This window comes from Rhizobium sp. BR 362, assembly GCF_036528765.1.
Taxonomy (GTDB): Bacteria; Pseudomonadota; Alphaproteobacteria; order Rhizobiales; family Rhizobiaceae; genus Rhizobium.
On record NZ_JARWGH010000001.1, the window covers coordinates 77,138 to 101,894 of the forward strand.

The 24,757-nt window shown below is 59.9% G+C and carries 24 protein-coding genes; 13 read left to right on the forward strand and 11 right to left on the reverse strand.

The window, feature by feature from the left end:
- Positions 1 to 63 precede the first annotated feature (63 nt).
- On the reverse strand, positions 64 to 891 hold the full coding sequence (locus QDY28_RS00390) for a helix-turn-helix transcriptional regulator (protein ID WP_331379706.1): 828 nt from the start codon (positions 889 to 891) through the stop codon (positions 64 to 66).
- A gap of 98 nt (positions 892 to 989) precedes the next feature.
- Here QDY28_RS00390 and QDY28_RS00395 point away from each other — a divergent pair, with 98 nt between their 5' ends.
- From QDY28_RS00395 to QDY28_RS00410, 4 genes are all read left to right on the forward strand, one after another.
- Entirely contained in the window at positions 990 to 1,886 is an 897-nt protein-coding gene (locus QDY28_RS00395) for an SDR family oxidoreductase (RefSeq protein ID WP_331379708.1), read from the forward strand.
- Positions 1,887 to 2,258: 372 nt separating this feature from the next.
- Positions 2,259 to 3,782, forward strand: a complete 1,524-nt coding sequence (locus QDY28_RS00400; RefSeq protein ID WP_331379710.1) for an ABC-F family ATP-binding cassette domain-containing protein — start codon at positions 2,259 to 2,261, stop codon at positions 3,780 to 3,782.
- A 252-nt stretch (positions 3,783 to 4,034) separates the two neighbouring features.
- Entirely contained in the window at positions 4,035 to 6,224 is a 2,190-nt protein-coding gene (locus QDY28_RS00405) for an anthranilate synthase (RefSeq protein ID WP_331379711.1), read from the forward strand.
- Between the two features lie 36 nt (positions 6,225 to 6,260).
- Positions 6,261 to 7,061 carry a TIGR02117 family protein gene (locus QDY28_RS00410; protein ID WP_331379712.1) on the forward strand — a complete coding sequence of 267 codons (801 nt, stop codon included), beginning with the start codon at positions 6,261 to 6,263 and terminating at the stop codon, positions 7,059 to 7,061.
- Positions 7,062 to 7,077: 16 nt separating this feature from the next.
- Here QDY28_RS00410 and bluB read toward each other — a convergent pair whose 3' ends face one another.
- On the reverse strand, positions 7,078 to 7,836 hold the full coding sequence (bluB, locus tag QDY28_RS00415) for a 5,6-dimethylbenzimidazole synthase (RefSeq protein ID WP_331379714.1): 759 nt from the start codon (positions 7,834 to 7,836) through the stop codon (positions 7,078 to 7,080).
- Positions 7,837 to 8,201: 365 nt separating this feature from the next.
- On the opposite strand from bluB, the gene emfA reads away from it, so the two are divergent.
- Together emfA and queF are read left to right on the forward strand one after the other, a co-directional pair.
- Positions 8,202 to 9,116, forward strand: coding sequence for a CDF family cation efflux transporter EmfA (emfA, locus tag QDY28_RS00420; protein ID WP_331379716.1), 915 nt, complete (start codon positions 8,202 to 8,204; stop codon positions 9,114 to 9,116).
- 1 nt (position 9,117) lies between these two features.
- The gene (gene queF / locus QDY28_RS00425) at positions 9,118 to 9,582 is read left to right on the forward strand and encodes a preQ(1) synthase (RefSeq protein ID WP_331379717.1); all 465 of its coding nucleotides are present in this window, start codon (positions 9,118 to 9,120) and stop codon (positions 9,580 to 9,582) included.
- Positions 9,583 to 9,639: 57 nt separating this feature from the next.
- Here the strand turns inward: queF and QDY28_RS00430 are convergent, their stop codons facing one another.
- Complete coding sequence (locus tag QDY28_RS00430; protein ID WP_331379718.1) at positions 9,640 to 10,428, reverse strand: DUF2076 domain-containing protein; 789 nt, start codon at positions 10,426 to 10,428, stop codon at positions 9,640 to 9,642.
- A 228-nt stretch (positions 10,429 to 10,656) separates the two neighbouring features.
- On the opposite strand from QDY28_RS00430, the gene QDY28_RS00435 reads away from it, so the two are divergent.
- Positions 10,657 to 11,244, forward strand: a complete 588-nt coding sequence (locus QDY28_RS00435; protein ID WP_107108697.1) for an ATP-dependent Clp protease proteolytic subunit — start codon at positions 10,657 to 10,659, stop codon at positions 11,242 to 11,244.
- A 118-nt stretch (positions 11,245 to 11,362) separates the two neighbouring features.
- Here the strand turns inward: QDY28_RS00435 and QDY28_RS00440 are convergent, their stop codons facing one another.
- Positions 11,363 to 11,746, reverse strand: a complete 384-nt coding sequence (locus QDY28_RS00440; protein ID WP_331379719.1) for a YciI family protein — start codon at positions 11,744 to 11,746, stop codon at positions 11,363 to 11,365.
- A gap of 325 nt (positions 11,747 to 12,071) precedes the next feature.
- On the opposite strand from QDY28_RS00440, the gene QDY28_RS00445 reads away from it, so the two are divergent.
- From QDY28_RS00445 to QDY28_RS00460, 4 genes are all read left to right on the forward strand, one after another.
- Positions 12,072 to 13,256, forward strand: a complete 1,185-nt coding sequence (locus tag QDY28_RS00445) for a benzoate/H(+) symporter BenE family transporter (protein ID WP_331379720.1) — start codon at positions 12,072 to 12,074, stop codon at positions 13,254 to 13,256.
- A 329-nt stretch (positions 13,257 to 13,585) separates the two neighbouring features.
- A complete protein-coding gene (gene leuA, locus QDY28_RS00450; RefSeq protein WP_331379721.1) occupies positions 13,586 to 15,298 on the forward strand; it encodes a 2-isopropylmalate synthase in 1,713 nt (570 codons plus the stop codon).
- 305 nt (positions 15,299 to 15,603) lie between these two features.
- Positions 15,604 to 16,320 carry a nitroreductase gene (locus tag QDY28_RS00455; protein ID WP_331379722.1) on the forward strand — a complete coding sequence of 239 codons (717 nt, stop codon included), beginning with the start codon at positions 15,604 to 15,606 and terminating at the stop codon, positions 16,318 to 16,320.
- A gap of 103 nt (positions 16,321 to 16,423) precedes the next feature.
- Complete coding sequence (locus QDY28_RS00460; protein ID WP_331379723.1) at positions 16,424 to 16,828, forward strand: cupin domain-containing protein; 405 nt, start codon at positions 16,424 to 16,426, stop codon at positions 16,826 to 16,828.
- Positions 16,829 to 16,970: 142 nt separating this feature from the next.
- Here QDY28_RS00460 and QDY28_RS00465 read toward each other — a convergent pair whose 3' ends face one another.
- Complete coding sequence (locus tag QDY28_RS00465; RefSeq protein WP_331379724.1) at positions 16,971 to 18,803, reverse strand: ABC transporter ATP-binding protein; 1,833 nt, start codon at positions 18,801 to 18,803, stop codon at positions 16,971 to 16,973.
- Positions 18,804 to 19,129: 326 nt separating this feature from the next.
- Between QDY28_RS00465 and QDY28_RS00470 the strand changes: the two genes are divergently transcribed.
- Positions 19,130 to 19,534: a hypothetical protein gene (locus tag QDY28_RS00470; protein WP_331379725.1), complete on the forward strand. Its 405-nt coding sequence runs from the start codon at positions 19,130 to 19,132 to the stop codon at positions 19,532 to 19,534.
- A 48-nt stretch (positions 19,535 to 19,582) separates the two neighbouring features.
- Here QDY28_RS00470 and QDY28_RS00475 read toward each other — a convergent pair whose 3' ends face one another.
- The 5 genes from QDY28_RS00475 to QDY28_RS00495 form a co-directional block, all read right to left on the reverse strand.
- Positions 19,583 to 19,786, reverse strand: coding sequence for a hypothetical protein (locus QDY28_RS00475; protein ID WP_331379726.1), 204 nt, complete (start codon positions 19,784 to 19,786; stop codon positions 19,583 to 19,585).
- A gap of 113 nt (positions 19,787 to 19,899) precedes the next feature.
- Positions 19,900 to 20,718, reverse strand: coding sequence for an anti-sigma factor family protein (locus QDY28_RS00480; RefSeq protein ID WP_331379727.1), 819 nt, complete (start codon positions 20,716 to 20,718; stop codon positions 19,900 to 19,902).
- Between the two features lie 20 nt (positions 20,719 to 20,738).
- Positions 20,739 to 21,254, reverse strand: coding sequence for an RNA polymerase sigma factor (locus QDY28_RS00485; protein ID WP_331379728.1), 516 nt, complete (start codon positions 21,252 to 21,254; stop codon positions 20,739 to 20,741).
- A gap of 211 nt (positions 21,255 to 21,465) precedes the next feature.
- Positions 21,466 to 22,014, reverse strand: coding sequence for a tetratricopeptide repeat protein (locus QDY28_RS00490; protein WP_442967466.1), 549 nt, complete (start codon positions 22,012 to 22,014; stop codon positions 21,466 to 21,468).
- Positions 22,015 to 22,125: 111 nt separating this feature from the next.
- Positions 22,126 to 23,034, reverse strand: a complete 909-nt coding sequence (locus tag QDY28_RS00495; protein ID WP_331379730.1) for a metallophosphoesterase family protein — start codon at positions 23,032 to 23,034, stop codon at positions 22,126 to 22,128.
- 80 nt (positions 23,035 to 23,114) lie between these two features.
- Between QDY28_RS00495 and QDY28_RS00500 the strand changes: the two genes are divergently transcribed.
- A complete protein-coding gene (locus tag QDY28_RS00500; RefSeq protein WP_331379732.1) occupies positions 23,115 to 23,606 on the forward strand; it encodes an NUDIX domain-containing protein in 492 nt (163 codons plus the stop codon).
- Positions 23,607 to 23,620: 14 nt separating this feature from the next.
- On the opposite strand, the gene QDY28_RS00505 is transcribed toward QDY28_RS00500, so the two are convergent.
- Positions 23,621 to 24,610, reverse strand: coding sequence for a glutathione S-transferase family protein (locus QDY28_RS00505; RefSeq protein WP_331379734.1), 990 nt, complete (start codon positions 24,608 to 24,610; stop codon positions 23,621 to 23,623).
- Positions 24,611 to 24,757 lie beyond the last annotated feature (147 nt).

Genomic DNA, 24,757 nt, shown 5'->3' on the forward strand with positions numbered 1-24,757 from the left:
TGCTTCGAGGCATCGCCCTTTTCCCGTTTCCAGGCCTTTCGCGCCGTCTGCATTTCCCGATGGTCAGGCCGGAGCCACAAGCAGCGATCTTACCTTATCCGCATCAGCCGAAGTTGCGGGATTATAGACGATCATACCAAGATCGGGCCTGCCATCGACGGAAAAGCTTGAATATTCGAGGGCGATCAGGCCAACGGTCGGATGCTGCAGGTGCTTGGTGCCCTCGCCATAGCTGCGCACGTCGTTGCTGCGCCACATTGCCTCGAATTCCGGGCTTCGGCGGCTGAGATATTCGACCAATCCCTTGACGTTTTCGGCGGCTCCGGCCCTGGCAACTTCGGTGCGGAATGCCGCCACCACGAAGCGGGCATCGGCTTCCCATTCCGGCATGGCGTTGCGCACGCGGGTACTGGAAAAGACGAGACGCAGGATGTTGCGTTCTTCCGGCGGAATATCGCCATAGTTGGCAAGCACGACCGACGCGGCGTGGTTCCAGGCGATGATGTCCCATGCTGAATTCTTCACAAGCGCCGGGCTGAGTTCCAGCGAATCGAGCACCCGTTGCAGCCGCGGCGTTGCACCCTCGGCGGCCTGATAGCGGACTTCGGGCGGCCGGCCCAAGGCAAGCAGAAAGAGGTGCTCACGTTCGACGTCCGTCAACATCAAAGCGTGAGTGATCCGGTCGAGAACATCGGCCGAGGGCGCGCCGCCGCGGCCCTGTTCGAGCCATGTGTACCAGGTCGCGCTGATATTGGCGCGCTGCGCCACTTCCTCGCGCCGCAGTCCGGCCGTTCGCCTGCGCCCCGGCGGAAGGCCAAATGCCGCCGGATCGAGCTTGGTGCGGCGATCCCGGAGGTAGGTTCCAAGCGGGTTGTTATCCGTCGCCGGCATGTTCGTCCTGTTAGTGTTTATACCCGTATAAGGTCACTACTTTACCCTGATAATTGGCGCGTCGATAGTGATCCCGGTCTTGAACTGGAGAATTTCTCATGCGTGTTTTTGTTACCGGCGCGACCAGTTTCGTAGGGTCCGCCGTCGTTGCTGAATTGATCGCCGCCGGCCATCGGGTCCTCGGTCTCGCTCGCTCGGAGGCGGGCGCCAAATCTCTTGCCGCCGCAGGCGCCGGCGTGCATCGAGGCGATCTTCAGGATCTGGAAAGCCTGCGCAACGGCGCGGCCGCATCGGATGGTGTGATCCACACGGCGTTCAACCATGACTTCTCGAAATTTGCCGAAAACTGCGAGATGGACAGGCGGGTCATCGAGGCACTCGGTCCGGCGCTGGCCGGTTCCGATCGCCCGTTGATCGTCACCTCCGGGACAGGGCTTCTTTCGCCGGGGCGTCTCGCAACCGAAGATCTTGTTCCGGATTTCGGTCCTGCTTCATTTCCGCGCGTCGCCTCCGAACAGGCGGTGTCGTCGATTGCCGCCAAAGGCGTGCGCGCGTCGGTGATGCGGCTTCCTCCATCGGTCCATGGCACCGGCGATCATGGTTTCGTTCCGATCCTCATCCGCATCGCCCGGGAGAAGGGCGTTTCTGCTTATGTCGGCGATGGACGCAATCTCTGGCCGGCTGTGCACCGCCTCGACGCCGCTCGTCTCTATCGGTTGGCGCTCGAGACGGATGCCGCGGCAGCCCGATACCACGCCATCGCCGAAGAGGGCGTGCCGTTCCGCGATATAGCCGGCGTGATCGGCCGCCGTCTGAACCTTGCGGTCGTCAGCAAGACGCCGGAGGAGGCGGCAGAGCATTTCGGCTGGTTCGCGCATTTTGCCGGGCTGGATTGCCCGGCCTCAAGCCAGCGGACACGGGAGTCCTTGGGATGGCACCCGAAGCAGCCTGGTCTCATTCAGGATATCGATCGCGACGAATATTTCGCGGCCTGAGAATCCTTGGTGAAGCCGGGCGCATCGACGAGCTTCGCCTCTGAGCGTCGGCGGCCTGCGAAGGCCTCTCGATTGTTTACCGCAGCGTTCAATGCTATCGAGGCTGTGCAACCTATTGAGAAAGGAGGTCCGAAGATGATCACGTTTGTCTGGCGCAATCGCCAGTTCGGCCCGAACCAAGCCCTGCAAATGCGTTTGCAGGGCTGATCAGAGACCGCTTCTCACTCACCGTCTTTCTGGTCTGCCCCTGTGGGTAATGCAGCGCCGAACGTTCGTGTTCGCGCGGCTGCGTGATGACACACGACCGAGTTCCCGCCGATAAACGCGCCAATGGAGCGTCGCGGCTTGCTCGGGTCAGACCGGAAGAAGACCATGACTCTGATCAATCTCCGCAATTTTGGCATCACCCTGGGTGTGCCGCTTATCTCCAATCTCAATTTCACCGTGGGCGCCGGCGAGCGCATCGGCATCGTTGCCGCAAATGGGCGAGGGAAATCCACCCTGCTTAATTGCATCGCCGGCAGGCTGGAGCCGACGGTGGGCGACATCACCCGCGCACGTGGCCTTCGGGTCGGATATGTCGAACAGAATGTACCCGCGTATCTGGCTGCCATGTCCTTCTACGACGCGGTTATCCGTGCTCTGCCGGCCGAACAAGCCGAGAGCGAAGGCTGGCGCGTGGATGTCACGCTGGATTCGCTCGGCGTGCCGCAGGCGATGCGGGAGCGGGCGCTTCCTAATCTCAGTGGCGGCTGGCAGCGGCTTGCCATGCTCGCCCGTATTTGGGTGACCGAGCCGGATGTCCTGCTGCTGGACGAGCCGACCAACCATCTCGATCTCGCCAAGATATCGCTGCTCGAAGATTGGCTGAATGCTTTGCCGCGCGATGTGCCGGTGCTGATTGCGAGCCATGACCGCGCTTTTCTCGATGCCGTTACCAACCGCACCCTGTTTCTGCGTCAGGAGCAATCGGTCGCTTACTCGCTTCCGTATGCCCGGGCACGGGCGGCACTGGACGAGGCTGACGCTTCGGACGAGCGGCGTTATCAGAAGGATATGAAGACGGCGCAGCAGCTGCGCAAGCAAGCGGCCAAGCTCAATAATCTCGGTATCAACTCCGGCAGCGACCTGCTGACGGTGAAGACGAAGCAGCTCAAGGCGCGCGCCGAGCGCCTGGAGGATGCGGCTCGGCCGGGCCATCAGGAGCGCTCGGCCGGAGCAATCAAGCTCGCCAATCGCAGCATTCAGGCGAAGATATTGGTGACGCTCGATGATGCCTGCGTCGAGACGCCGGATGGCACATTGCTGTTCAAGACAGGCAAACGCTGGATCTGCCAAGGCGACCGCATCGTGCTGCTTGGCCACAATGGCGCGGGCAAGACCCGGCTCATCGAGATGATCCGCGAGGCCATTGCCGATCAGAGCGCATCGGGGGCGATACGGGCAACGCCGTCGATGGCACTGGGCTATAGCGATCAGGCTCTCTCCCATCTCGATCCGCACGATACGCCGCTCGGCGTGGTCACGCGGCTCTTCGAACTCGGGGAACAGCGGGCGCGCACGTTGCTCGCCGGCGCCGGCATGGGCGTCGACATGCAGGGCCGCGCCATCGGCAGGCTTTCGGGAGGCCAGAAAGCGCGATTATCCATGCTGGTGCTCAGGCTCACCAATCCGAACTTTTACCTCCTCGACGAACCGACCAACCATCTGGATATCGATGGACAGGAGGCCTTGGAGGGTGAGTTGATGACGCGGGAGGCAAGTTGCTTGCTGGTCTCCCACGACCGCAGCTTCGTGCGTGCGGTGGGCAATCGCTTCTGGCTGATCGAGAAGAAGCGGCTGGTCGAGGTGGATGGACCGGAGGCGTTTTTCGCGGAGGGCGGACGGCAGCCCTGAAAGGCGAGGGCAGAGGCGAACGTCGTTTCTGCCCGTTCGCTGAGATTGCGGCTTGCGCATCACCTCATCTCACGCTAACAATTCCCGCCATGAACACGTCCTTGAACAACATTGCTGTTTGGTGGTGGGCACGCTGAGGCGGCCTCGACCAATCGTGTTCAAAGACGACGAGTGAGCCGCCCGAGATTTCGAGGCGGCTTTTTTGTTATATTGGCCGCCTGTCATCCGGGCCCGACAACGGAGTGAGGAACAATGGTAACGATCCTTCGGGATGATGGTGCGGAAATCTATGAAACGAAGGGCGGCATCACCGTCACCCGGCAGCGTCGGCCGACGCCTTACGCGGATGCGGTTTCGTCTTATATCGACAAGCTCGACGAGCGCCGCGGCGCGGTCTTCTCGTCGAACTACGAATATCCCGGCCGCTACACCCGTTGGGATACCGCCATCGTCGATCCGCCGCTCGGTCTTTCCTGCAATGGGCGCAATGTCTGGATCGAGGCCTATAACGAGCGCGGCGAGGTCGTTCTTGGTTTCATCGCTGAAAAGCTGAAGTCAGTTTCCGAACTGGTTCTTGGCGCTTCCACGGCCCGACGGCTCGACCTGACGGTGAAAACGCCGGATCGCGTCTTTACCGAGGAAGAGCGCTCGAAGACTCCGACAGTGTTCACGGTGCTGCGCGCCGTCACCGATCTTTTCTATTCGCAGGCAGACGCCAGCATCGGCTTCTACGGTGCCTTCGGCTACGATCTCGCCTTCCAGTTCGATGCGATCAGCCTGAAGCTCGAGCGCCCGGACGACCAGCGCGACATGGTGCTTTACCTGCCGGACGAAATTTTGGTGGTCGACAACTACTCTGCCAAGGCCTGGATCGACCGTTACGATTTTGCCAAGGGCGGCGTCTCCACGGAAGGCAAATCCGGCGAGATCGCTGCTGAGCCGTTCCGCCACACCGATGCCATTCCGCCGAAGAGCGATCATCGCCCCGGCGAATATGCCGAGCTGGTCGTCAAGGCGAAGGAGAGCTTCCGCAAGGGCGATCTCTTTGAAGTCGTGCCCGGCCAGAAGTTCATGGAGCGCTGCGAGAGCAAGCCTTCCGATATCTCCAAGCGCCTGAAGGCGATCAATCCGTCGCCCTATTCTTTCTTCATCAATCTCGGCAATCAGGAATATCTCGTCGGCGCTTCGCCGGAAATGTTCGTCCGCGTCTCGGGTCGCCGCATCGAGACCTGCCCGATCTCAGGCACGATTAAGCGCGGCGACGATCCGATCGCCGATAGCGAACAGATCCTGAAGCTCTTGAACTCCAAAAAGGACGAATCCGAGCTCACCATGTGCTCCGACGTCGACCGCAATGACAAGAGCCGCGTCTGCGAGCCGGGGTCGGTCAAGGTCATCGGCCGCCGGCAGATCGAGATGTATTCGCGCCTGATCCATACCGTCGACCATATCGAAGGCCGCCTGCGCGACGATATGGATGCTTTCGACGGATTCCTAAGCCACGCCTGGGCCGTTACCGTCACCGGCGCGCCGAAGCTCTGGGCCATGCGCTTCATCGAGAACCACGAGAAGAGCCCGCGCGCCTGGTATGGCGGCGCGATCGGCATGGTCGGCTTCAACGGCGACATGAATACCGGCCTGACGTTGCGCACCGTCCGCATCAAGGACGGCATTGCCGAGGTGCGCGCCGGTGCGACATTGCTGAACGACTCGATCCCCGAGGAAGAAGAAGCCGAAACCGAACTGAAGGCCTCTGCCATGCTTTCCGCCATTCGTGATGCCAAGACCGGCAATGCCGCCAAACACCAACGTGACGTCGCTTCCGTAGGCAAGGGCGTGAAAATCCTGCTCGTCGACCATGAAGACAGCTTCGTCCATACGCTTGCCAACTACTTCCGCCAGACCGGCGCGACGGTCTCGACCGTTCGTACGCCGGTGCCGGAAGAAGTCTTCGACCGGCTCGATCCGGATCTCGTGGTGCTGTCGCCCGGTCCCGGCAATCCGAAGGATTTCGATTGCAAGGCGACGATCAAGAAGGCGAGGGCGCGCAACCTGCCGATCTTCGGCGTCTGCCTCGGCTTGCAGGCGCTGGCCGAAGCCTATGGCGGCGAGCTGCGCCATCTGGCGATCCCGATGCATGGCAAGCCCTCGCGCATCCGCGTGCTGGAGCCTGGTCTTGTCTTCTCCGGACTTGGCCGCGAAGTTACGGTCGGCCGCTATCATTCGATCTTCGCCGATCCGTCAAGCCTGCCGCGCGATTTCATGATCACGGCCGAAAGCGAGGACGGCACGATCATGGGCATCGAGCATGTGAAGGAGCCGATCGCGGCCGTGCAGTTCCATCCGGAATCGATCATGACGCTCGGTGGCGACGCCGGTATGCGGATGATCGAGAATGTGGTGGCGCATCTGGCGCGGCGGGCGAAAACGAAGGCCGCGTGAGGCAAAGTCATAGCCACTGCTGCTTGAATAATCCCCATGCACAAGAAAAAAGTGCATGGGGATGTTTTTTGCCTTGAAAGTGCCAGTAAGCCGCTGAAGACACCTGCTGTTGGCGGGGGCTTTCAGTCGGTGATTTCAAGAATATTCAAGGGCGCTTTCTTCGTCGTACTTGCGATCGTGGCGATCGCCGCTCTCGGCATCGTCGCGCCGCGACTGCTCTGGCATGATGGGCAGGCGGTCACGGCCGAGCGATCGCAGCAAATCCTCGTGCTCAGCAATCCCATTCATACGGACATCGCCATACCCGTGGACAGCGATCTCATAAGCCGTTTCGCATTCCTGCGAACAGCCGGGGTCGATCTCGACAATCCCAACCTGCGCTATATCGTTTTCGGCTGGGGCGGACGGAGCTTCTATACGCAGACGCGGACATGGGCTGATTTGAAGGCTGGCCCTCTCCTGAAAAGCTTCACTCTCGACCGGGCCGTCATTCATGCCGAGCTGGCGGGCGAGATTCCGGCAAATGCGCCTGATGTCACGGCGATCAATATCGATGCCGAGGGGCTGGAGCGGCTCAAACGGTTCATTCTCGGCAGTTTCGAGCAAACGGATAACCGGCCGAGCCCGCTGATCGGCAGCAATTACGGACCGAATGACGCCTTCTTCGAGGCGCCGGGCTATTTCAACGCGCTGATGGGATGCAATACCTGGACGGCCGCCGGTTTAAGGCAGGCGGGATTGACCTCGGGCTTATGGACGCCGTTGCCGTGGATGCTGCGGCTATCGCTCAGCCTGCATAACGACCGCGATCGTTTTGCTTCCACTCAGATGAATTAGTGCCGATCAAGATCGTTCAGAGAGCGCCCGGAGCGTCCGGATCATCCCGCCATGACTCCTCGAAAATCAGCTCATCGAGCGGCAGGCGATCGCGCCAACCCTTCACCGCAAGCTCGGGCATGTCATAGAGTTCGTCGACATAGCCGACGCAGAGCCATGCGACGATTTTGACGTGCGCGGGGATGTTCAGGATACTCTTGATGGCGTCCTCGTGAAAAATGCTCACCCAACCGACGCCGACACCCTCGGCGCGGGCCGCAAGCCAGAGATTTTGAACCGCGCAGACGGTCGAATAGACATCCGTTGCCGGATTGTGCGTCCGCCCGAGCACGACAGGCCCGCCGCGCTTGGTATCGCAGGTGATGCAGATGCTGAGCGGCGCCTTGCGGATGCCTTCGAGTTTCAGCCGCTGATATTGCGCGCGGCGATCGCCTTCGAACATGAGGCAGGCTTCCTCATTGGCCTGGTGAAATGCCTTCCAGACGCGTTCGCGCGTCTCCTGCTGGCGGATCAGCAGGAAGTTCCATGGCTGCATGAAGCCGACAGATGGCGCGCGATGGGCTGCTTCGAGCAACCGTCTCACAAGGTCTTCGGGCAGGGGATCGGACCGGAACTGATCGCGCACGTCGCGGCGGGTTTCGATGGCGCGGTAGACGGCAGCCCGCTCGGCTTCGGAAAACGCGCATGCCGCTATCAGATGATCCGTTTCTTTTGCCGAGACATCGGCGACCGAGGCTGCGTCGTGCGAAGGAGAGGGATCATCAAAAGAGGGCATGTTCCACCGTGGATTTGGAGTGAGCGGCGACGTTTCATGGCGGAATGCCGTTCGCTGGGGCGTCATCGAGAGACGTATAGCTTAGTGCACGCTCGCGCGGGAAGGTGCCATCATGATTTTCACAGCTAGCATACGATCTGCGGGCGGCCATCGCTTTTGCGGCTCGACTTTGTTTAACCGGGCCATTTGGGATAAATTGTGATGCGCGAAGCCCCAGCCGCCTTTGACAAACGGTGCATCCTGCATCATATGAACCGCAATGAGCCGCCTGCGCGAATTTCGCGCGGGCGGTTTTGCATTTGAATGGCGCGGTTTTTGCAATTCGTTCGCATATGCATGCCGCGCGCACCCGCATGGAGAAACACATGAACGGACAGGGCAACCAGACGATACGGCGGCTGGCCCTCTGGGGCATTCCGCTATCGCTCGGCGTCATGGGGCTGAAAATGGTTGCCTGGTGGGTGACGGGCTCCGTTGCGCTCTTGTCGGACGGCCTTGAATCCTTCGTCAATGTCGTGGCCGCTTTCATCGCTTTCTTCGTCATCCGCTATGCGCAAAAGCCGGCCGATCACGATCATCCCTTCGGCCATCACAAGGCAGAGTATCTTTCGGCCGTTACCGAAGGTGCGATGATCATCGTTGCGGCGCTGATGATCGTGCAGGAGGCGATTGGGCACCTCAGCAATCCGCAACCGTTGCAGGCGCCTGTCCTTGGCCTCGCCATCAACTTTGCCGCCGGTATCATCAATGCCCTGTGGGCGCTGACCTTGATCCGCGCGGGGCACGAACACCGCTCGCCGGCCCTGACGGCAGATGGGCAGCACATCATGTCCGATGTCTATACCTCGATTGGCGTGTTGGTCGGACTGCTGCTGGCGCTCGGCACCGGCTATCCGATATTCGACCCGGTCCTTGCCATTCTCGTCGCCATCAACATTCTCTATCAAGGTTGGAAAGTGATCTCCAATTCCATCGACGGGTTGATGGACAAGGCCGTGTTGCCGGAAGAGGAGACGGCGATCAAGGAGGCGATCGCCACACATGCCAATGGCTCGCTCGGCGTGCACGATCTGAAGACGCGCCGGGCAGGCGCGGTGACTTTCGTCGATTTCCACCTCGTCGTGCCAGCGGCAATGCCGGTCCGCGAGGCGCATCGCATCTGCGACCGCCTTGAAGACGCCATACGGGCGATCCATGCGGGCGCGGAAATAACAATTCACGTGGAGCCCGAGGGCGAGAAGGCCCATGGCATCCGCGTCAAAGTGATCAAGGAGACCTAAGATGCCCACCACCGATGTATCCGGTCTGTCGATGCTCGGCAGCCAGACCGAAACGGCTGCCGACCCCGAAGCCGCGGTTCTCGAAAAGGTGCCGTCCGGCCACGCCGGCACGGATTATGTCGTACGCTTCACCGCCCCTGAATTCACCTCGCTCTGCCCGATGACCGGGCAGCCGGATTTTGCCCATATCGTCATCGATTATGTGCCGAACGAATGGCTGGTGGAATCGAAGTCGCTGAAACTCTTCCTGCATTCCTTCCGCAACCACGGCGCTTTCCATGAGGATTGCTCGATCTACATCGCCAAGCGGCTGGTCGAACTGCTGGAGCCGAAATGGCTTAGGATCGGTGCCTATTGGTATCCCCGAGGCGGTATTCCGATCGATGTGTTCTGGCAGACGGGCAAGCCGCCTGAGGGCGTGTGGCTGCCGGATCAGGGCGTGCAGCCTTATCGCGGACGTGGCTGAAATTGAAAAAAGCCGCCTCCCAAGGAAGGCGGCTTTTGCCATCACAGACGATTGGCTTCAGGCAAACGAACTATCGTCGCCGCCATTGTCGGACGAGTCGTCATAGTCGTCGTCCTGATCGTCTGACACGTAGTCGACATTGGTCCGATTATCATCATTCTGATCGTTGCTGTCGTCGTTGCCGAAATAGTTGTTGTTGATGATCGTTTCCTGAACCGGCTGCTCGGCTGCATTGGCGGTGCCTCCAAAAAGGCCGCCGAGACCACTGGCGGCGGTACCGCCGAGATGGGGGCTGAACAGGCTGGAAAGCGATTCCGCCAGCATGACGCCGCCGGCGACGCCGGCCGCCGTGCCGAGAGCGCCGCGCAGGAAGCTGCCGCCGGCCGAAGGCGCGCCGGCCTGCGGGTTCCAGGGTCCGGTCGGCTGCTGCTGGCCACCCCATGGTCCGGGCTGCGGAGCATTGCGGGCATAATCGTCATAGAGACGGCCCTGCTGTTGAGAATTGCCTGCCTGCGGCCCCGGGCCACGCTGCGGCTGCTGCTGGCCGCCGCCGAACAGCGAGCCGAGACCGCCGAGGAAGCCGCCGCTTTGCGGCTGCGGGTGAGTGTCGGCCCCTTGCTGTTCCAGTTCGTGCACGCGCGCTTCGAGCTGCTGGATGCGATCGGCCGCAGCCTTCATGCCCTGTTCCTGTATGAGCACGGCTTGCGCGAGGAAATAGGGCGCATAGGGCTGATCGCGAACCGATTGATTGATGAAGGCTTCCGCATCGGCGTCGCGCTGGGTGCTCGCCGTAGCGCGGACGCGATCGAAGAGAGAACCGAGCATTTGACGTTCTTCAGGCGACATGATGGCCTCCTTGGCGATCTGTTGCTGCAAATTCGGGGCGCGATTCTCGCGCTCACCTGACGTAGGATGGAATTCCGGCTTTTCAAAGCCTCTTCAAGTTACAATTCGGTAATCCGCAACCATAACGCCATGCTTTCCCGGGCTATTCGCGCCTTGCCTTTTTCCGGCATTGTTTTACGCATTGACTCGCACTATGTGCGGTAGGACACATCTGCTGGAGACTTGCGAATGAACGACGAAGACGAACAGGAAGAAAAGACGAAAGAGCTGCCCTTGGGCAAGGACGCGGAGGCGAATCTTTTCAAATCGCGCTCGATCTTCATCTATGGCGGCATTACGCAGGAACTGGCGCAGAAGGTCTGCTCGCAGCTCGTGGCACTCGCCGCGGCCAGCGATGAGGACATCCGCATCTATGTGAATTCGCCCGGCGGCCATGTCGAATCCGGCGATTCCATTCACGACATGATCAAGTTCATCAAGCCGAAGGTCTGGATGATCGGTTCCGGCTGGGTCGCGTCCGCGGGCGCGTTGATCTACGTTGCAGCTCCCAAGGAACGCCGCATCTGCCTGCCGAATACGCGCTTCCTGCTGCATCAACCGTCCGGCGGCACGCGCGGCATGGCCTCCGACATCGAAATTCAGGCTCGCGAGATCATCAAGATGAACGAGCGCCTGAACAAGATTTTCTCGGAAGCAACCGGCCAGCCCGTCGAGCGCATCGCAAAGGATACGGATCGCGACTACTGGCTATCGGCCGAGGAAGCCAAGGCTTACGGCCTGGTTTCGCGGATCGTGACGTCGCAGGCCGATATTTAAGAGAGCGGCTTTTGCTGAGCTGAAGCGCCCTCGTTTGCCGAAAGGCAGGCGAGGGCGCTTTGTGTTGTTGGGTAGCGAAGGCTTAGATCGCGACGAGTGGCCGCTAGTGCCGCACTTGCTATTCCTCGTCCCGGGATGCCAATGGCGCACCGGGAACGTAAAGTGAGATCGGCCTGATTTCGTAGACTGCCGTCGGATTGACGCGGCGGAGGTCGCGCGTTGCTGCAACTGCCGCCTCAAGCGTCGGAAAATCCACAACATAGAAGCCCAGCAATTGCTCCTTGGTTTCGGCAAAGGGTCCATCCGTGACGATGCCGGCACCCTTGCCTCGCAGTGTCACGGCGCTTTGCGTCGAGCCAAGCCGGGCGGCCGGCCCCAAAGACTTTTCCTGAACGAGGCGATCATTCACCTGGAGAAGTTCGGTCATCAACGCCGCATCCTCCTCCTTGGTCCAGGATTCGACCACTCCCTCTTCGTGATAGGCCAGTATGGCGTAATACATAAATCGTTCCTCCCTGATGCATCTATCGATATCAGCCGATCGAGCTTATCGACTGGAATTCAGAAATCCCTTAGTTGCATTTGACTACACAGATTTGATGGTCCGAGCGCAATCCCCGTCAGAGCTCTTTTACCAGTCGGATGGCGCGCGCTGCTGCAGATTGCCCGATTTCGGCGAAAATCGCCGCCGTTCGCCTCCAAAAGCGCGGCTGACCGCCGGCTTCGCTTGAGAGTGCTGCATTCTTTCGCGAAACTGCACTTGCACGACCACCGCTTGTGATGCTCCATGCGCTTTCCATCGCATCCACGAGTCTCCAGCCGCCGCTATGCTCAAAGATTTCTCCATTCAAAGCCTCTTCATGGGTTGCCTTACCGCGTTTGTCGGCTTTGCCAGTTCCTTCGCGGTCGTGCTGCATGGATTGCAGGCGGTCGGTGCGACGGACGCGCAGGCCGCATCCGGTTTGACGGCCCTGTCGATCGCGATGGGGCTTTGCGCCATCATCCTCAGCATAGCAACGAAGCTGCCCATCAGCATTGCCTGGTCGACACCGGGCGCGGCACTTCTCGCCAGTGCGGGCGCCATCGAGGGCGGCTTTCCGGCGGCGGTCGGTGCTTTTCTCGTCTGTGCGGTGCTGATCGTGGTTGCCGGCCTGTTCCGGCCGCTCGGGCGGGCAGTCGCGGCTATTCCGCCGGCGCTGGCAAATGCCATGCTTGCCGGTGTGCTGCTCGGGCTTTGCTTTGCGCCCGTGAAGGCCATCGCATTCGATCCGCTGCTTGGCCTGCCGATCATCATCGCCTGGATCGTCGTCGGCGCATTCAAGCGGCTCTGGGCCGTGCCGGCGGCGCTTGCCGCCTTTGTACTGGTACTGGCTTTCGGCGTGAAGGTGCCCAATGGAGCGCTGGCATCGCTGGAACATTCGCTGCTGCCGAGCCTCGAACTGGTCAGGCCGGCATTCACCGTCGCCGGCCTCGTTTCCATCGCGCTGCCGCTCTTCATCGTCACCATGGCGTCGCAGAACATTCCGGGCATCGCGGTGCTGAAGGTCCACCACTATGATCCGAAGCCCGGCCCGCTCTTTGCGATCACAGGCGTGTTTTCGCTGTTCAGTGCGCCCTTCGGCGGCCATGCCGTCAATCTTGCCGCGATCACCGCTGCCATGTGTGCGGGACAGGACGCCCATGCAGACCCGCAGCGGCGCTATTGGGCGGCGATCATTGCCGGTGTCGTTTACATTGTCCTCGGATTGCTCGCCGGTGCCGTCACTGCCTTCGTGGCGCTGGCGCCGCCGATCCTGATCGAGGCCGTGGCCGGCCTTGCGCTGGTCGGCGCATTGTCCAACTCGGCCATGAACGCTTTTCAAAAGCCAGAATCGCGCGAGGCGGCCGCCATCACCTTCCTCGTTACGGCATCGGGTGTCTCCTTCGGCGGCATCTCAGGCGCTTTCTGGGGGCTGATCGCCGGTGGATTGATGATGGGACTGTCGCGCATGGTGCAACTGCTTAAGAACTGAGCCGGGGGTTGCTTCTTTTTTGTCCCACGGCTATAAGCGCGACCATGAAGACGACTGGCGCGAAGATTTCCGAACAGATTGCACGTGGGCGCGTTGCCCTGCGTGACAATACGCGCGCCCTGACTTCGCTTCTTCTTCTCGGCCTTACGCGCGGTTGCCGGGTCCTTTGAGGAGCGCTCGGCGGCCGTAGAGCCCGCCCGGCCATTGCTCCTCGCGACATATCCCCAAAATCGATAGGATACCCCGCAGCGGGTCCGTATTTGTCATCGCCAAGCCGCACACGATCGGTTAAGACGCGGGGCAAATGACGGGAAAGGAAGAGACGAAACATGGACGCGAACAGCCATTCCCCCAAAGGCATGCCCGAGGCAGCGGTGAAATACCGCGCTTACCCGCAGATCAATATTCCCGACCGAACCTGGCCTTCGAAAACCATCACCAAGGCGCCGATCTGGTGCTCCGTCGATCTGCGCGACGGCAATCAGGCGCTCATCGATCCCATGGGCCATGATCGCAAGGCACGGATGTTTCATTTGCTGCTGGAAATGGGGTTCAAGGAAATCGAGATCGGTTTCCCCTCGGCATCGCAGACCGACTTCGATTTCGCCCGCTGGTGTATCGAGCACGGCAATGTGCCTGACGATGTTTCCCTGCAGGTTCTGGTGCAGTGCCGCCCAGAGCTGATCACGCGCACCTTCGAGGCTCTGGAAGGCGCCAACAGGCCGATCGTGCATTTTTATAATTCCACCAGCGAATTGCAACGCCGCGTGGTTTTTGCCAAGGATGTGAAGGGCATCAAGGAGATCGCGGTCGATGCCGCCAAGATGATCACCGACATGGCGGCCAAGGCGGGCGGCGGTTATCGCTTCGAATATTCGCCTGAGAGCTTTACCGGCACCGAACTGGAAGTGGCGCTGGAAATCTGCAACGCCGTCATCGATGTGGTGAAGCCGACGCCGGACAACAAGCTGATCATCAACCTGCCGTCCACCGTCGAAATGGCGACGCCGAACATCTATGCCGACCAGATCGAATGGATGTGCCGCAATCTCGACAACAGAGAAAACCTGATCATCTCGCTGCATCCGCACAATGACCGCGGCACCGGTATCGCGGCTGCCGAACTGGCCCTGATGGCAGGCGCCGACCGTGTCGAAGGCACGCTGTTCGGCAATGGCGAGCGCACCGGCAATGTCGATGTCGTCACCATGGCGTTGAACATGTTCACGCAAGGCGTCGACCCCGAGCTGGATTGCTCCAATATCGAGCGCATGAAGGAAGTCTTCGAATATTCCAACCAGATGGCGATCGGCGAACGCCATCCTTACGTTGGCGAATTGGTCTACACCGCCTTTTCCGGCTCGCATCAGGATGCGATCAACAAGGGCATGAAGGCGGCGAAGGTTGCCAACCATCCGGTTTGGGAAGTGCCGTATCTGCCGATCGATCCGCAGGATGTCGGCCGTACCTACGAGGCAATCATTCGCATCAACTCGCAGTCGGGCAAGGGCGGCATCGCCTATATCATGCAGCAGGACTACGGCCTCAACCTGCCGCGCAATCTCCAGGTGGAATATCGCGAGGAGATCCAGCGCATCACCGACGAAGAGGGCAAGGAGCTGCCGTCGAAGCGGATCTACGAGCACTTCATCGAGCGTTACGTGACCCAGTCCGGCGGGCGCATCCGCTTCGTCGATCACCACACCTTCGCCGATCCCGAGAACAAGGGGCAGCGCATCGTCGCGGCCGAGATCACCGACAATGGCGAGGTGAAGCGCATCGAAGGCCGCGGCAATGGCCCGATCGACGGCTTCATCAATGCTCTTTCGATCTATCTCGGCATTCCGATGTCGGTCGAGGATTATTCCGAGCATTCGTTGCAGCACGGCTCGAATGCTTCGGCGATTTCCTATGTCGAGACCTCCTATCCCGGCGGCAAGCTCTTCGGGGCCGGGATTAACACCAACATCGTCGCCGCCTCTCTCGAGGCGATCGTCTCGGCGGCGAACCGGGTGCTCGATATCCACGCCCAAAAGGGCTGAATTTCAGCCGTCATGGCCTAACGAAGATAAAATCCCCTCGATGCCTTCGAGGGGATTTTTTGTTTTTATGGTTCAGCGACCTGACTGTCGCAAGTGCCGGGCGGTCCGCCATCCAACCCCGCACGCCCCAATCTAGCCACTGAAATACGAAGTGGGCACAGCGTCAGTATGGCTTCGTCTATCCATCAGTATGACGTCGTCAAACCCAATGTAGTGCGCAGACAAACATGCGCAGAATTGGCCGGCCTATCTCGAATTGGTACCTGTTGGCTGTTGGGGGGCTGGCAACTAGAAGGTGAACGATCATGGACGTGTATGAGGCGGTCAAGAGTCGACGGGCGGTGCGCAAGTTCACCGATCAGGCTATTCCGAAGGAAGTGTTGGAGCGCGTGCTGCTTGCCGCGGCCTGGTCGCCCTCGGGATCGAACATCCAGCCGTGGAACATCTTCGTAATGACCGGCGAGCCCCTTGCCGAGCTGAAGAGACGTGCCGGCAAACGCGTGGTTGCACACGACGCCTGGGACGAGCGGGAGTATGAAATGTATCCGCGCGAACTGAAGACCCCCTACCGCGAGCGTCGCTCCGCCTTCGGGCATGAGCGCTACAGCGCACTCGGTATTGCGGATGGCGACTGGGAGGCAGCTCAGAGAGCTGCTTCCGCGAATTGGAATTGTTTCGGCGCGCCCGCCGCCATGTTCTGCTATATCGACCGCAACCTGGGTACACCCCAATGGGCCGATCTGGGCATGTATCTTCAGACCGTCATGCTGCTGCTGCGCGGCGAAGGGTTGCACAGTTGCACCCAAATGGCATGGTCGGTGTATCGCAAGACCGTCGCGGAACTCCTGTCGCCACGCGAAGGGCTCATCCTCTTCTGTGGCATGTCGATCGGATACGAGGATGTCACTGAGCCGTACATTCGCACCGGCCGGGCGCCGCTCAATGAGACCGTCACCTTCGTCGACTCGATTTCGCAACCTTCAAGGCAAACAGCGCCCGACGATGCGTTGCTGGGTGTATGAAACGATACCCCACGTCGCGAAAGCCTTTACCGGAAGCATTCGGACGCGAAACGAAATTCTGTCAACGCACACCTACGGGTCAACAACCAAGGGGATTACGACAATGAATTCAATTTTTCTAAGGCTATTTGTGACGGCTGCTGTTTGCTTCATGGGCACTTTGCCGGTTGCCGCGGAAAACAATGCTCAAGTCACACCGCTCATGAAAAAGGACCTTCCAAACTATCCTGGCAAGGAAGGGTTGATGATATCGGTCGAGTATGGGCCAGGAGGTTCCGATCCTATTCACAAACATGATGCAAATGCATTCGTCTATGTTCTGGAAGGCTCGATCGTTATGCAGGTCAAGGGACAAAAAGAAGTCACCTTGTCGCCGGGAGAAACCTTCTATGAAGGTCCTTCCGACATTCACTTGGTCAGCCGCAACGCAAGCAAGACCAAACCGGCAAAATTCATCGTTGTGCTTCTCAAGAACAAGGATGCTCCGGTTGTCATACCCGTAAAGTGATCTCGGGTATTATGGCAAAGGCTCAATGCTGCCTTATTCAGCAAGGATAGCCTGAGGCGACCATTGTGATGGTCGCCTTCGCATTTTGGCGTGCGGGTCGGATGCTGCGGTCGGTCGACTGGCTGCCCGGCACGATCGTCGATTAGACATCGTCGCCGATGAAGCCGCCGGATTGGCGCGCCCATAATGCGGCGTAGATGCCGTTTTGCGCGAGCAGATCATTGTGGGGACCATCCTCGACGATCCTCCCTTCATCAAGGACGACGATGCGATCCATGCGGGCGATGGTCGACAGGCGGTGGGCGATCGCGATGACGGTTTTGCCTTCCATGACGCCGTAGAGCGTATCCTGGATGACAGCCTCCACCTCCGAATCGAGCGCCGACGTCGCCTCGTCGAGCACGAGGATCGGCGCGTTCTTCAGGATGGCGCGGGCAAGGGCGATGCGTTGCCTTTGTCCGCCCGATAGCTGGACACCGCGCTCGCCGACATGGGCGTGATAGCCGGTACGGCCTTCGTGATCCCGGAGGGTCGCGATAAATCCGCTTGCCGCCGCCTTATCCGCCGCCGCCATCATCACGCTTTCGGAGAACCGAGGGTCGCCATGGGCGATGTTGTCGCGAACCGAGCGGTGGAGCAGGGCGGCATCCTGGGTCACCATGCCGATCTGCCTGCGCAGGCTCTCCTGCGTGACCCCGCGGATATTCTGTCCGTCAATTTCGATGGAGCCTGCTTCCGGATCGAAGAACCGCAACAGCAGCTTGACAAGCGTCGACTTGCCGGTACCGGAACGGCCGACAAGGCCGACCTTTTCGCCGGGTGCGATCCGCAGCGAAACGCCGTCGAGACCGCCATTGCCCTTGCCGTAGTGGTGCGTCACATCTCTGAAGGCGATGGCACCGCCGTCGATCGCGAGCGGGCGTGCGCCGGGTGCGTCCGTAACGGCGAGCGGTTGCGCCACGGTCAGCAGCGATTGCCGCATTGCGCCGAGATGGCCGAACAGCGACGAGACGGCGTCGAGCATCCATTCCGCCATGCCGGTGATGCGGAAGCTCAGGGCGAGCGAGGCAGCGATCAGGCAGAGCGGCGCGCTGCCGGCCTGCCAGAGGATCACGGCATAGCCAACGAGGCCGACGATCAGAAAGCTGCCCAGGAACAGCATGCTCGAATTGACGGTGACTTCGAGCTTCTGCACGCGCACGAACGTCCTGCGGGCGGCGGCAAAGCGTTCCCGTCCTTCACGATCCTCTTCCGCCGTGTTGGCAAAGAGCTTGATGATGTCGATGTTGGCGTAGGTGTCGACCAGCATGCCCGTCAAGGCGGCATAGGCGCCCTGAAACTCCTCCGACGCCTCGCGGAGCCGCGGTATGACAAATGCCATCAGACCCAGATAACAGCCAAGCCAGAGGAGCAGGGGCCAGATGAGACGTAGATCGATCGAAGCCATGAGCCATAAGGAGCCGGCGACATAGATCGTGACGAACGATAGCGTATGCAGCACCGAGTAGGCCGCTCCAGTCGCGGAATTGCCGATATCGCGCACCTGACTGGCGATACGTCCGGAAAAGTCCCGGCGGAACCAGCCAACGGATTGCCGCAGGACATGGCGATGGGCGCGCCAGCGGAACAGGGTCTCGGCATTCGGCCGAAAGGCGATGTCGTCGAGGCTTTCCCGGATGTAGCCGGCGAGCGGCCGCCCAATCAGCACAAGGGCGGCGGCAGCCAGCAATTCAGGGCCGTGGGATGCCCAAAGCTGATCCGGCCGGGCGGCTGCCAGAATGTCCACGAGCTGGCTGGTATAGCCGATGAGCCAGATCTCGATCGCCGCACCGATGGCGGTCAGGGCAAGGCTCATTGCCATGACGAAGCGGAACGGATGCAAGTTGCTCTTAAGATACCGCCATGGGTCGGACGGCGGGTTCAGATCAGCATAATGTTGGAATGGATCGACGAGCTTTTCAAAGCGACGAAACATGAGTGCCCTCCAGGGGCGAGACATGACAATTTGATGGACGGGCCGAACAAGCAGCCCTTCACGGCACTGCTTTTCAGCGGTGGTTTCCTGTGCCGTGAGATCTCATCAAACGCTCTCCTCTCAAGTCGCTTGGCGGTTCTATAACGCAAGATGCCGCCGATGTCAGTAAAAATGGCAAAGAAATCTATCGAACGGCGGGCGTTTACGGACGAGCGCGAAACTCGCGACGCCATTCGACCCAGCTATTGTCCAATAAGCTGAATTCCCGGGCGGCTGATCGGCATGATAAATTAAGCCAGCGGCAAACCTGTTTTGGGGGGGACGTCATGCCACGCATCGCCAATCTGTATTTCAAGACAGCAATCATCTTTCTGATCATCGGAATTGGAATAGGCCTGAAAATGGCAATCACCGAAGATCACAGTGTCATCGGCGCCCACGCGCATGCCAATCTCCTCGGCTGGGTGACCATGGCGCTCTTCGGCGGTTACCATGCGTTGAACCCGCAAAAGGCGGAGAGGCGACTGGCGATGATTCAGTATTACATCTACACCGCCGGCGTCGCAGTCCTGGTGCCGGCATTATATCTGATGCTTCTCGGCAATATGGCGATGGAACCGATCGTTGCGGCAGCATCGATCGTGACCTTCATCGGCGTTCTGCTGTTCGCCTTCATCATCTTTTCAAGTGAGCAGGCCACCGCGACAATTTCGCCGGCGCCGTCTCGCTGATCTTGCAACAAGAGACGGCAGGGGCATCAACACCGCCATCTGCCGCCGTCAGGATTTTTGCGCGGAAAGTTCCTCGCGCCGTTTCAACAGGCGTTCGAGCTCTTCTTCCTGTTCGGCGATGCGCTCCGATGCAAGTTCCTCGTCTGCCGCGCCGGAGTATGCGGCGGCCTGTTCGATCAACTCGCGAAGATTTTCTCTTATTGCCGCAATGCGCTCGTCAATTTCCGGGATGGTCAGCAGAATGTCGGACATGGTCAATCTCCAGAAAATGCGCCCGTCGGATTGAGGCCACCGGGTGCGATTGGATTGGCAGATGAATAATATCCTCGGCTGAATGGAAGTCGCAAGCAGGCCAGCAGGCCAACTCAAATTTCCGACGATACCCTGTCGGCGATTTCGTCGAGCATAGCGTCGGAGGAGGGACCAACGACGGCATAGGCGGTGCCGCTGCGATGCCAGGATACGATGCTTACGTCATCCCTGATCGTCTCGTTGAAATTGCCGTCGTCGGCGATGCCTTCGTCCTTCATGAAACAGATGGCGACAACATCGCCGTCGATGTCCTTGTAGATCAACTGGCCGGCCGGTTTGCCGTTGGCGATGAACATGCGTGCGCCTTGGAAGACCAACCCGTCGGCGGCGAGATCCGGTATGTTGAATTTCACACCGACGGTGCCAGTCAGCCATTTGACGATCTCGTCCGTCTCCGTCGCCTGTATTTCGACGATATGGCGAGGCTGATGCGCATAGATGCGGTGATAGGCGACAATATCGTCCAGCCATGTGCGGTTCGGCGCCGGTGAGACCGGGGCAGCAGCCGGTGTGGCGGAGGGCTGCATGCCGAAGAGATAACCGATGCCGCCGCCGACCACGAAGAGAATGAGAGCGGCCGCGAGTGCCTGGCGGCCGGTCGGAGCAAGCTTCAGGGATGGCCGGGAAAGGCGAGGGGCGGGCTCGCGCGCCTTCGGCGCCTGCGCGCTCTTGATGGAACGCACCAGCGCCAGCGGTACCGGCTCCTTCAGCACTTCGTCGAAGGCTTTGCGACCGACGTCGGAGCCATGCTTCAGCTCATTGAAAATTCGCCGCGCTTCGGGATCGGAGGCGATGAGCCGCTCCAGCTCCTCTTTCTCCTCGCGGCTCGTCTCGCCGTCCATAAAGGCGGACAGACGAGTTTCGAGCGGCATTTTCTTCATGTCCTGCAATGCTAAAACCTTCGCGGCGAGCGGCTGTGACCTTGGGTGGCGAGGCGAAGGCGGGCGCCCGAAAGCCGGGACGCCACCGTCGCCAAGGAAATGCCAAGAATATCGGCCGTCTGCTTGTAGCTGTGCCCTTCGACATCGACGAGCAGGAAGACACTGGCAAGTCCTTCGGGCAAAGATGTGACCATTTGATGTGCTTCGCTTGCTTCGACCGGATTGCCGCGCATGCCGGGCGTTGTCAGTTCGCCCTGTTCCAGGGCGCTGCCTTTGGCAGCAGGCCGCAGTCGATGACGCCTGGCATCATCCACCCAGTGATGACGGGCCATGGTGTAGAGCCAGCTTTCGAGCCGGCCGTCATTGTTCCACAGATGGAATTTCGCAATGCCGCGCTGGCAAACGCTCTGCACGAGCTCGTCCGCGTCAGTCACATCGCCCGCGAGGGTCAAGGCAAAACGCCGGAGCTTCGGAAGAAGGCCGACCAGATCTCGTCTGATGTCGATGGCTGCTACCGGCGTAGGCATTGTCTTTCCAGAGAGGTGTTGAGGGTTGTCGAGCTACGGTCGCCCTCCGGCAAAAGGCGGCTTTCCTTTCGGAAAAAGCTCACTGAACCGAAGGATCTTTCTGTCCTGGTATGAACCATTTTTGTGCCGTTTCGCAAGTCATCAAAAAGCGGTTGTGCGCTTCATCTCCACTTCTCACACGATCTTGAGGAATGGGATCTACGCGCCTCTTTCAATACCTGATTTGACCATTCAGCGATTGCAGCAGCGAGCGATAAGCCCAGGTGTTTTCGCCGCCGCGATCGCGGATTTCAACGAGCTGCACGCGCGCGCCCTGGACATCGCCTTGTTCGAGCAGCGCCTGGCCCATGTAGGAGCGCGCGAGAATATAGTTCTCGTCGCGCTGGAGGGCCTTGCGATAATAAGTCATGCCAAGCTGCATGCGTCCGGCCTTGCGGTTGGAATAGCCGAGATAATTGAGGATGCGGGGATCGTCCTGGTTCTTGGCAAGCTTCAGGACGGTGATGGCGTTATCGTATTGGCCGGCATAGGCGAACTCGCGCGCCGCCTGGAAAAGCTGATCGTCGTTAAAACCACTTTTCTGCGGTTTCACGCATTCTTTTTTATCCTTGTCCCAGACCTTGCCATCCGTGCATCTGGTCGTGGTTTTGGTCTTCGGCGGCGGTGCCGTCTCATCGCTCTCGGAGCCGGCGGCGAGCGCCTGCAGGCTGGCGCAAACGAGAAATCCCACGGCAAGCGCGGTCACTGCGGAATTCTTCATCGCTACACCAAAGCCCATCATTTCCTCCCGAAATTCGATGAAAGAATTGTAGCTCGGGATATTCGAAAACGCTACCGAAACGACGGAACCACCTTCACAAAATGCCACAGATTATGACGCCAGAATGTCCACGCCTTGATCCTCTACATCGTCGCCCCGTGCGTTGACGCTGAAGCGCTCGGCCTTGAGCTCCCAGGCGCCGGGTTGGCCAGCAATCGTGAAGAGATTGTAGGCGGCGGCGGGCTTCAGCCCGCCAGGACCTTGGGAAGCGGATGCAATACCGATGACGGGCACGGGGCCTGTCTGCCCCCTCAGCCAATGCAGCGTGTTAAGATGCGTATGGCCGTGCAGAACCAGTTCGGCCCCGCCTGTCGAGACGACGGCGGCGAAGCGACGGATGCCGATCATGCGCTTATAGAAGCTGGTGGCGCCGCGGATCGGCGGATGGTGGATCATCACCACGCGAAAAAGACCGGCCTCGCCGGCGGCGCGCAGCATGTTCACCGTCTCACGCGCCTGCCGGGCCGAATAGAAGCCGCTGGCGGCAAAAGGGGGCGTTGCCACCGCCGTCGAGCAGCCGATCAAAGCGACTCGCTCGCGAATGCGCAAGTAGGGGAAAATGCGCCGATCTTCCTGCCATTCAGCCGGAGCATGGTCGCCCTGGACATAAGGATACCAGGCGCGCATCGCCTTCTCGTACGAGCCGGGCACATAGGCATCGTGATTGCCGGGCACGACGGAGGTGAAGGCGGGATCGCCGAGCGTCTTCAGCCATTCCGCGGCGGTGCGGATTTCGATGCCGCTGGCGAGATTGACCAGATCGCCGGTCACGGCAAGATGATCGGCCTGTTTCGATTTTATGTCGTTGAGCAGAAGATCGAGCGTGCCGCCAAAAAGATGCTTGCGCCGGTTTCGGTGCCAGTTCACAAATCCGGTAATGCGTTTGGAGGCGAGTTCTCTAATCGAAAGCCGTGGCAAGGGGCCCAGGTGAACGTCGGAAATATGCGCGAGCTTGAACATGAGATGAGAGATAGCTCAGTCTATTGTCAAAACAAATACATCGGTTTTCTAGTGGTGGATTGCAACGCCGGAGCCGCGGCATGAACGACAGCACCGCTCCCGACGAAGCCCGCGGTTGGCGGGCGAAGCTGTTCGGCAGGATGCTGCACAGCTATTTCGTGCTCACCCGCAGCATGACCATGGGCGTCCGGGCGGCCTGTTTCGATAAGGAGGGTCGGATTTTCCTGGTACGGCATTCCTACGTCGCCGGCTGGCACATGCCGGGCGGCGGTGTCGAGCGGCACGAGACTGTGGAGCAGGCGTTGGCCAAGGAATTGCGGGAAGAGGGCAATCTGGCGATCTCGGGCCGGCCGCAACTCTTCCATGTCTACTTCAACAACCGCACCAGCAAGCGCGATCACGTCGTCTTCTACCGTGTCGAGGTCGAGCAGACCGCACTGCGCAAACCGGATCTCGAAATTGTGGAAAGCGGCTTTTTTCCGCTCGATGCCCTGCCGCCTGGAACGACCAAGGCAACCTACCGGCGGCTGAAGGAGCTGGAGGGCGACATGCCGCCCTCGAATTACTGGTAGGCTAGGCTGCCGCCTTAAGCAGCCTTTGCCAGCCGCTCTCGGCCATGCGGGCGGCCGAAATCAAGATCGGGACCCACCGGAACGATGCCGGTGGGATTGATCGTCTTGTGGCTGCGGTAGTAGTGATTTTTGATGTGCACGAGGTTGGTCGTCTCGGCAACGCCTGGGACCTGATAGAGGTCTCGGAAATATCCGGGCAGATTGCGGTAATCTTCGATGCGGCGGGTATTGCATTTGAAGTGGCCGACATAGACGGCGTCGAAGCGGGCGAGCGTGGTGAACAGCCGCCAGTCAGCCTCGGTCAGCCGGTCGCCGAAGAGATAGCGGCTTTGTTCCAGGCGCTTGTCCAGCATGTCGAGAGTTTCGAACAGGCGGCGGACATTTTGCTCGTAGGCTTCCTGTGTGGTGGCGAAGCCGGATTTATAAACGCCGTTGTTGACCGTGTCATAGACGATCTCGTTCAGCGCATCGATATCGCCGCGCAGATCCATCGGGTAAAAATCGTCCTTCGAGCCCGTCAGACCGTCGAAGGCGCTGTTGAGCATACGGATGATCTCGGCGGATTCGTTGTTGACGATCGTGCCGGTCTGTTTGTCCCAAAGGACGGGAACGGTGACGCGGCCGGAATAATGCGGATCGGCTTTGACGTAGATTTCCCAGAGCGCCTTTGCGCCGAAAAGGTGATCGACGGTACCGCCATCCCTGCCTTTGAACTCCCAGCCGTTTTCCAGCATCAGCGGATCAACGATGGATACGGAGATCAGGTTATCGAGCTTCTTCAGCTTGCGAAAAATCAAGGTGCGGTGCGCCCATGGGCAGGCCAGCGAGACATAGAGATGATAGCGGCCCGCTTCGGCCTTGAAGCCACCCACACCGCTCGGCCCCGGCGCGCCGTCGGCGGTGACCCAGTTGCGAAACTGTGAGGCTGCGCGCTTGAAGTGACCCTTGGTTTCCTTGGTGTCGTACCAGATGTCATGCCAGGCGCCGTCAACCAACATGCCCATTGCTCTTTCCTTTCGGAGATTCTGTCGAAGAACTTGATCGGGAAAATACGGCATGCCCGCAGAATTTCGAGACGGCAAACAATGAACAGTGCGTCACAGCACGATTGTGCGAAGAGCGACCGGTTTTCGAAGAAGATCATGTCTCAA